General features: G+C 70.5%; 1 protein-coding gene. It reads left to right on the top strand.

Annotation, left to right across the window (positions count from 1 at the left end; translation table 11 throughout):
• Positions 1 to 4: 4 nt before the first annotated feature.
• Entirely contained in the window at positions 5 to 7,744 is a 7,740-nt protein-coding gene (locus tag CHB99_RS25360; protein WP_042127239.1) for a hypothetical protein, read from the top strand.
• The last annotated feature ends 84 nt before the right edge of the window (positions 7,745 to 7,828 follow it).

The raw sequence follows: 7,828 nt of genomic DNA, 5'->3' as shown, positions 1-7,828 counted from the left end.
GACCATGGATAACACCACGCTTCGCCATATCCTGCTGCGCGGCCCGTTGCTGGCCAACGGGCAACCGTTGTGGGAGCTCGCGGCCGCGGCGCCCGATGCTTCCCTGACTGGCAAGGCTTACCTGCCGGAAGATGACACCCATCCGCTGCGCGCGCTGCTGATCGATGCCAGCGGGCTCGAAGGGCAGGGCGGTTTGCGCCATCCGCAGTTGCTCTCCCTGCACCTGATCGCCGGACACGGCAGCGGCAAGTACCGCACCCGGTTCGACGCCGAGCGTGTTCAGTTCGACCCGCTGGCCGCGCTGCGCGATTACCCGGACAACTTCGCGCCGCTGCCCAAGAACGATGGCAAGAAGCGCTACAGCGTGGACTGCCGGGAAGCGCTGCGGATCAACCTGCCGGACGAGAAGGGTGAGGTGCTGAGCCAGTCGCTGCCGTGCAGGCGCCGCTGGACCTTCGACCCCTCGGGCAGTGGCAAGGAGCAGACCACCCCGGCCTATTTCATCAGCGGTGCGCTGCCCGCCCCTGGCGAGACCGCGGCGCAGCCCGCCGCGGCGGCATTCCAGCACGTTCTCGTCGAGCCGTGCCCGGACCTGGGCCAGCCCTGGCCGGGCAAGGTGGATAAGGCCATCGAGGTGCCGGCATTCGCCCTGGTGGCCGGGCGCATTGAACTGGCGGTGGCCTATGGCGCCTGTCCGTGGTTGGGCGCATTGCAGCCCCAGGCACCCGCCGCGGCCAAGCCCAAGGAAATCCGCCGCTATGCCCTGGTGCTCACCCCCGAAGGTATCGAGCTGGACTGCCAGGTGGACTTTCCCGGGCAGTCCGCCCCGCTGGACGGGCGTTTCCTGCTGTCGGTCGATGACCGGCGTCTGCTGCTGACCCTGCAGCCGGAGCGTCTGCGCGACCCGCAGCGCAAACAGTGGCAGGAGGCCTGGATGGCCGTGCTGCCACAGGGACGCCAGGAAGAGGCGCTGCACGGCATGCGCCTGAGCGGCGATGCCCGGCAGATCCCGGCGTTTCGCTACGGCCTGTCGATCATCGGGCTGCCGGCCACGCACCCCAACCGTCCGGGCCTGCTGATCGACAGCAAGACCCGCTACCTGCCGGTGGAAATTCCCGCCCGGCACCTGCGTCTGAACCTGCTCAGCCCGGCCGACGAACAGCGCGTGGACGGGGTGGTGGAGTGCGCGGGTGGCCATTTCGTCCTCGGCAGTCCGAGAGCGCTGGGTAGCCAGGCAGAACGCTATTTCGGCAGCCAGGCCTTGTATCGGGCTTTCAGCGCCGGGCTGGACAGTGAACCAGGGCTGCTCCTGGCCTGGGCGTCGCCGCGCCCGCGAAATGCCGGGGAAGAAGTGGTCACGCCCTACCTGAAGCTGGAGTCGAGTGCGAGCACGGTGTCGACGCCGGCGGCGTTGCACGTCGACCTGCTGACCAGCGTCGGCAAGCCCTATGCCGTGACGCTGGACGAACGCCGCCTGGCCGATACCCTGCGTCGGGCCTATGGCCTGCCAGCGCTGGTCGCCGGCCAGCCCGACCCGGCGCGGCCCTGGTTGCCCGGTTTCATTCCGATGAGCGACGGCTGGCTGCAACTGCCTTTCGCCAACCTGCCGCCGCTGAACCCGGCACTCGACAGCGAGCTGCTGGAGGACAGGCCGGTCGCTACGGCCAACGCGCTGGATGGCTTCCTGCGCTTCCTCCCGCGCGATGACCTGCCCCAGGTGCAGTCGGCATTCGCGCCGCCCGCCACGCCTGGTCTGCCGATCCGCCAGACGCCCTGGTCGGTGACCCTGGAGGGGGCTGGCCGGCTGCGCGTGGCCCTGAGCCTGACGCCAGGCCACCCGGCCAGCGGGGCGACACTGCGGCGGGGTCAGGCCGTGGTCGATCAGCCGGACCTGTCCACCCGCGGCCTGCTGTGGCTGTCCAGCGACCGGCCGGATGCCAGCGAAGCCATCCCGCGCCTGGGCGCCGGCCCTGGCGCGTTCATCGACATCGCCCTGGAGCGCAGCGAGCAGGAACGCACGGTGGTCAGCATGGCGATCGAGCAACTGAGCCTGCTTTCGACGCGGCAAGGTCAGCGGGCGACGATGAAGCGGCAGGGCCTGGCCCTGACCATCGATATCGAGGGCGACGGTACTGCCGCGGGCGATGGGTCAAGGCCGAAGGTGTATTACTGGTCCCGTCATCCGCAAATGCCGCTCGCCGCGCAGATGCCGATGACGCGGATGCTCGCGGCCTCGGTGCGGCCCCTGGAAAGCCGCGACCTGCTGCCGTTCGAAATGCGGCCTGCGGACGCCCCGGACAAGCGCGTGGCGGAGCTGAACTGGTCGGGCGAGAAGGTCTTCGCCGTACTGCAGGGCAACTGGCGCTACCGCGTGGCCGCACACTGGCCATTGCCGCCGGATCCGCAAGCCCCGGACGCCCTCGAACCGCCCGATCGGGGTATCGGTCTGGTGGCCTTCGGCGTGCCCGGTGCCGAGCTCAAGCCGACCCTGAACAGCTGGCAGACCCGACGCTGGGATGAACTGCAGGCGGCCTTGCGCTTCGACCTGCCGGTGCTCGACGAAGCCTTCGCCACGGCGGCGCTGCCGCGCTCGGCCGAGGAGCCGGACGCGGCCCGCCAGGCAGACACCGCGCCCATCGCCACCGCCCTCGACTGGAGCGTTCTGGAGCAGTTCTGGGGCGAGCAGGAGCGGCGCCTGCAACTGGCCCGGGTGGCGCACAGCTACATGGTCGGCTACCGGCCTCTGGGCAAGGTCGACAAGGTCGCGGTCGACGCGCTGGTCGGCGGCCTGCGCTGGAATACGGACAATATCGGGGTCGGTCTGGACGTGGCGCAGCCCCTGCCATATGGCTGGATGCAACTGGGCAGTACCACCAGACTCTCCGGCAACCAGGCGCTGCGCGGGTTGAGCGCGACCTTCGCGGTGTCCGCGACGGAGCTGAAGATCGGTGCCGCGCCCAGTGCGCAGAGCGTGCAGGTGCTGGGCAACAGCCCGAGCGCGTACCTGCGCGGCACGTATCTCGTCGATGCCCGTGGGGTTGGCGCGCAGCCACTGGATCCGCGCCATGGCTGGTGGCGTCCGCTGTCCGGCCTGCTTGCGGACGACGCGAAGGTGGCCGGACGTTTCTCCAGTCCGGAGACATTCACGGTGCGCGCCCACGACGACCCTGGTCTGGAGCTGCTGCGGTTCTGGTTCAAGGACCTGCCCTTGACCCACAAGGGTGGTTTCGAGCATGCGCCGGGGGTCGATACCTTCGCCTGGCAGGACGGTCACCTGCTCAAGGGCGGCTTCGAGTGGCGCCTGTTGCCCGCCACCGGGAAGACGACGGCGTTCGCCAGCGGCTCGGAGCGCATCGCCCTGGGCGATCTGTTCATCGAGCCGTTGCGCCTGCTCGCCTTGCAGGTGCCCTTCAATGGCGGCGCGCCCAGTGCCGCGCTGCCGGACAGCCTGACGATCCTGGCGCGCCTGTCCATCGGTGACGAGCGCGAGGATGTCGACGACGGTGGCGACCTGGTCAAGCTGGTCTTCGCCTCGCCAGCGGGCCACCTGGCCTTGCAGGCGGTGCTGCCGGTGCAGGCGTCGGTGCGCCTGCCGGTCATGGTCAGCAGGCGCCTGGTCATGCTCGAAGCGCGCACGCTGGAGCTGGCTGGCGACAGGTTGCGCCTGCTCGATCCAGCGCTGAGCTTCGATTTCGCCGGCTACCCGCTGACCCTGGCGTGTGCCAGGCAGAACCCGGGACCGGTCTTCACCTGGCGCGGCGAGCCGGCGCAGTCGGGACAGCTGTCGATCACCGCGGCGAGGTTGCAGGTCGGGCTGCGTGAGCAGGGCAGCCAGACGCACCTGCGCATCGCCCATGCGCTGGTGATCGATCCGGGCAAGGTGGACCAGGGCACACCGGCCCTGCGTGTGCGCGCCAGTGGCGGGCTCGAGGACAGTCGGCATGAGGGCGTGCTGAAACTGCTGGACAGCGTTGTGCCGGTGCACGTCGAGCTGACCCGCGGTGCGCTGAGCCTGACCAGCGACAGTCCGGCCAAGGCGTTGCTCAAGGGTTTCCCCGACAGCAAACGCCTGCGCTTCGGTCTGCTCGCCAGCCTCGCGGCGTTTGGTGCGGGCACCCAGTCAGTGCTGCAGTCGGCGCGCTTTCGCGGTGCCCTCGACCGGTGGGCCTATCCGGGGGGTGTGCCACGCTGCCGGTACCTGCTCGATCACGTCCTGATCGAAGGCGGCGGCACCCCGGGCGCCTGGCACGGTGAACTGAGCCTGTATGGCACGCTCGCCGGCTGCAGTGTCATCGGCTGGCCGCGGGTGACGGCGCCGAACCCGGTCGACGAGGAAATTCCCTTCCCGGAAACCGCGCCCAATGGCCGGCGCACGTTGCGCATCGAAAGTGGCCCGGTGCATGCCCATCAGGTCGAGTGGCTGCTCGATGGCCATCGCATGGCGCTGGAGACTGCCCATGCCATCAACCATGCCGATCCGCTGAACGGTGTGTGGACCGCGACGGTAATGGCCCGGCATGCGCTGGTGCAGGAGGACGGCGAGGTATTTCGCTTCACCGCCGTCGACGGCATCGTCCTGGGCGCCCTGGGCGCGTTGATCCCGCCGTGGCCGGGCGGTGCCGATCCGTTCAAGGAAGAGCGGCAGGCACGCAGTACCTTCGCCGCGCGCTACCGCGACGGCAACCCCGGCATGCTCTGGCCGGGGCGCGGCGGCCTCGGTTCGGTGCTGCACGGTGCCCAGGGCCAGGCGTTTCGCCAGGCGATCTACGCCGCGGGCGAGCAGGCCGGCAATGTCGTCGTGAGCGGTGGCTTCGTCGGGTTGATCGAGCAGGCCGGCCACGACAGGGTGCCGCTGCTGCGCCTGCCGACGCTGATGGGTTTGTCGCCGGGCTACCTGGGCGAGGGTGAGGAACCGCTGCTGCTGCAGAATGAGCCCGCTGGCCCGATCGATCTCGACGTGGCCTGGCCGGACAGCCTGGCCGCCCTGAAAGTGGCGCCGACCTTCGCCTGCGCCACCAGCCCGGCGAGCGCCACCGACGCCGACCTGCAGAGCGCCGTGCGCATCGGCTCGCGGCCATTGCACGGTGATCCCGAGGCCGGCGGCCGGCTGGTAGGAGCGCTGCTGGTCGAGCAGGCTTTTGCCACCAACTTCACTGCGCAGGCCCTGGAGCGGACGCCGTACTTCTTCGCCTCGGCGGCGGCGCTGAGCCGGGTGTTGCAGGCCTGGCAGCAGGCCAGGGCCAAGGCGACGGCCATTGCCGCGGCGCGGGTCCTGTCGGTGGTCGCGCAGGTGCATCTCGACCCCCTCGACGGGCCGGCGCAGCGACGTGCGGCGGCCCTGCTGACCAGCGGCGACTGGGAGGGCACGCCGACCAGGCCGAACGACGGGTTGCCGGGTGAGGATCGCGGCGAACTGCTGGTGGCCGGCGACAGCGTGCTGGCCCAACCCTGGCCGGGGCTGGAGTTTGCCAGCCAGGCCGAGGATGGCTTCGATGCCCAGGTGGCGATGAAAGCCTACGCCCTGCACACACGGCCCAGGGCGGCCTTGCTCTGCGACCGCAGCGGTGAACTGCGCAGCGTGGTCTTGCCGCAGCCAACCCTGCAGCCGCGCTCACGCCCCCTGCTGTCGCGGGATTTCGCCGATGCCGGCCGCGGTTATCAGTTGCCGGTGCACAGCGGCCTGGAAATGGCCGGGGTGGAGGAGGGCTTCAGCGCGGCGCTGCGCGACGACCGGCAGGGCGGCAGCGGTATCGCCGCGCTGTCGCGGCGGGTCGATCTGCCCGCCCTGGCCGCGGCGCCCGATGCGGCCAGGGCGGTCTGGCTGGCCCAGCAGCGCGCGCCCTTGTACCTGCCGATCCGCTCGCGCTTCGCCTGCGAGCCGATTCCCTGGCTGGTGCCGGCCGCGCCGCGTTCGCGGGTACCGGTTGCCGGGATGCTCGACGCGCATCTCAAGGCGCTGGGCGGGGCGCAGGGTGGAGGCAACTGGCAGCCGCTGCTGACCGGTCAGGCCATGCTTGCGGCCATTTCCGAGCGGCCGGGCATCCTCATGGCGCGTCACCTGCGTCTGGAAATCGGCGCCGGGCAGCAGGGCGCCGCTGTCGGCGCGTTCGACCCGGCGTTCCCGCGCTTCGGCGCCCCGGCGCAGGCCAGCGCCGCGCTGCCGCGGGTGGAGCGCACCCCGCGCCCCGGGCCGTTGGCGGCCAATAGCGGCTATTCGGCCTTCGACCGTCGGCCCTGCGCCTCGCCGCTGTTGCCCGGGCTCAACCACCGGGCCCTGATCGGTCCGGCCGACAGCCTCAGCGGTCGCGCGCGGCGCGGCGATGGCAGCCTGTTCGACTGGAGCGTGACCCTGGTCGCCGCCCCGGAAACCTCGGGCACCATTACCTCCTCGTGGGACGGCACCCTGCGCCTGATCGCCGAGATCGACGAACGACCGGTGCTGGATGACGACAACAAGGAGCCGCCCGCGAGTGCGGTGCCCGAGTCCTGGGCCGGTGAACTGCTGGAACTGCTGTTCGGGCCGCAGGCATTGCCGGCCAAGCCGCCCTATACCGTGCAGGCCTCGGCCAGTCTGGAAATCGACGGTCACTCGCTGGTCTTCCGCAGCCTGCAGGTCTCGCCGCGGCAGGCACCGCAACCGCAGCCCGAGAGGTTCCAGCGGGGGTACGTGAGCATCGTCCTCGACATGCGCGAGTCCGCCCCGGCCAACCAGGTACCCGGTCCGGTGCTGGCGGCCATCGCCGAGCGACTGGCCAACGCCGCTGGCAATCCCGCGGTGCAGTTGCGCCTGATGGTGCAGCCGAGCGAGTGGGTGGTGGGCGGCAAACGCAACCTGGGCAGTTTTGTCCTGGCCAGCGACGAGCAGGTACTGCCGTCCGGCGCTGCCAACCCACCGCTGGAGCTGCGCTTCGCCCTCTGGCCGCTGCTGCGCGGGCGCGGTGCGCTGGCCCTGGAGCCCTGCTCGCTGCTGTTCTGCGACCCGGCCTACGACGCCGGACTCAGCGCGCCGCCGCACCAGGTGTCACGGCGTGGCGAGCAGGATCTCTACCTGTTCGGCGCTGACCGCCAGCGGGTCAACCGACAGGGCGCGGTGACCCTGATGGCCTGGACCCAGTCGGGGCAGGGGACGGCTGCGTCCCTGAACCTGACATTGCGCGCGCTGCCGCGCAGTGGCCAGCCGCGTGACCTGCGGCTGGCCGGTGTCGCCGAGGGGAAACCGGCCATGCTGCAGCCGGAGCGGGTGTACCAGTTGTCGCTCGGGCGTCTGCTGGAACTCGATGGCCGTCCGGCGGACCTTGCCGCTGGCGACCTGCTGGAACTGGCCGCGAGTTTCGCCGGGGGCCCGCTGAGCATGACCCTGATCGTCACCGACGAACCGGTGGCCGAGCCGCCGCCGGGACTGTATGCGGCGCTGACCCGGGCCCCGCGTGATACCGGGATCGAGTTGTCCTTGCCGCTGTACGCGCAGTCGCCCTTGCCATGGCGGGTCGACCTGCTCGATGCCGCGGCGGGTTTCCGCGCCGGACTGCTGCGACGCAGCGCGAAGTTCGTCTGGACCCTGGCCCGTCCGGCGGATGAAACCCGCGAGCGCGGCGTGCATATCGTCAAGGTCGATCGCAATGGACAGAGCTGGTTGCCGGAGCAGGAGGGCGAGTTCATCAAGGCGCGGAGCATTGTCGGGTTGTGGGAGGATGCGCGAGGCCTGACGGACGGCCAGCGTCCGCTTGGCGAGTCTGAGTGGTGAGGTTCGGGGGCCTGGCGGGAGTCTGGATCAAGGCCGCGGGGTGTTCGCCTCGATCTGCCGGGCCTCTGTTGGTCCGGCAGGCTT

It is taken from the genome of Pseudomonas japonica (genome assembly GCF_900188455.1).
Classification (GTDB): domain Bacteria; phylum Pseudomonadota; class Gammaproteobacteria; order Pseudomonadales; family Pseudomonadaceae; genus Aquipseudomonas; species Aquipseudomonas japonica.
The sequence above is the reverse complement of the archived record's forward strand: the minus strand, read 5'-3'. Positions and strand labels throughout refer to the sequence as shown.

Excerpts from the sequence above, each read along its gene's own strand:
- CHB99_RS25360 (WP_042127239.1), top strand. The coding sequence starts at position 5 with ATGGATAACACCACGCTTCGCCATATCCTGCTGCGCGGCCCGTTGCTG.